This is a genomic window from Fulvivirga aurantia, from assembly GCF_009711475.1.
GTDB lineage: Bacteria > Bacteroidota > Bacteroidia > Cytophagales > Cyclobacteriaceae > Fulvivirga > Fulvivirga aurantia.
The window spans coordinates 1-795 of record NZ_SMMD01000170.1 but is presented as its reverse complement, the minus strand read 5'-3'; the positions used below and the strand labels follow the sequence as shown (position 1 = coordinate 795).

At 39.7% G+C, this 795-nt stretch carries 2 protein-coding genes; both read left to right on the top strand.

What is annotated here, in order from left to right:
- Positions 1–225: hypothetical protein (locus tag E1176_RS20165; RefSeq protein ID WP_185152490.1), on the top strand; the 225-nt coding region annotated here is incomplete at its 5' end.
- A gap of 110 nt (positions 226–335) precedes the next feature.
- The coding region (locus E1176_RS00495) for a hypothetical protein (protein ID WP_155208632.1) at positions 336–795 on the top strand (460 nt) is incomplete at its 3' end.

Sequence of the window (795 nt, the reverse complement as noted above, 5' to 3'; positions counted from 1 at the left end):
GCTCAACAAAAGGCCGAACAAATGAAGGCTCAGGAGGAAGAGCTTAGACAAAATTCTGAAGAGCTGCAGGCAACTCAGGAAGAAATGCAACGGCAGAGAGAGGAGCTGGAGAGTGAAGTCAATAAATTGAAGGTCAAGCTAATTCGAAAGGAAGAAGTGATTGATAAACTCACGCTGGAGGTAGGTAGTAAAAAGGCTGACACACTCATAAAAGAGTTAGTCTGACCTTAAGAAAAAGCTCCTCAGATTAAGTCATGGGGGTCTTTTGTGATTTTAAATGGGGTAACAATCAGCCGGATTGACTGTTGGTTTAATAAACAAAAACCAATAAAATCATGAAAAAACTAACGATACTATGGCTAGCCATTATGATGGCTGTCACTGCCAACTTAAGTGCACAATCAAAAAGTAATCTCGAAGAAGAGTTTATAGAAACTGTAGAAGCTGCACGCGATCGCGTAATGACGATATTTGAAAACGGAAAGCTCTCACAAGTACAATACGAAGGTGAGCGTGAGGTTGTTCGTGAAGCAGAAAAATACAAAAAGTTGATAGAGTCTGGTCAGGAAGTGAGTGACTCAATACTTAAAGAATGGACAGAAAAATTGCAGAGGCTAGGTGTCCCCCAAAATAGAGAAGGTGAAGGTGTCCAATATAGAGAGAAAAAAGGTGAGGGTGATAAGATAACAATATTGATTACCCGGCTAGATACTCACATGGAAAAGCTGGATATGCAATATCAAAAAAAGGACATATCTAAAACTGAGTACCAAAAAAGGAGAAAGGCTATAGACC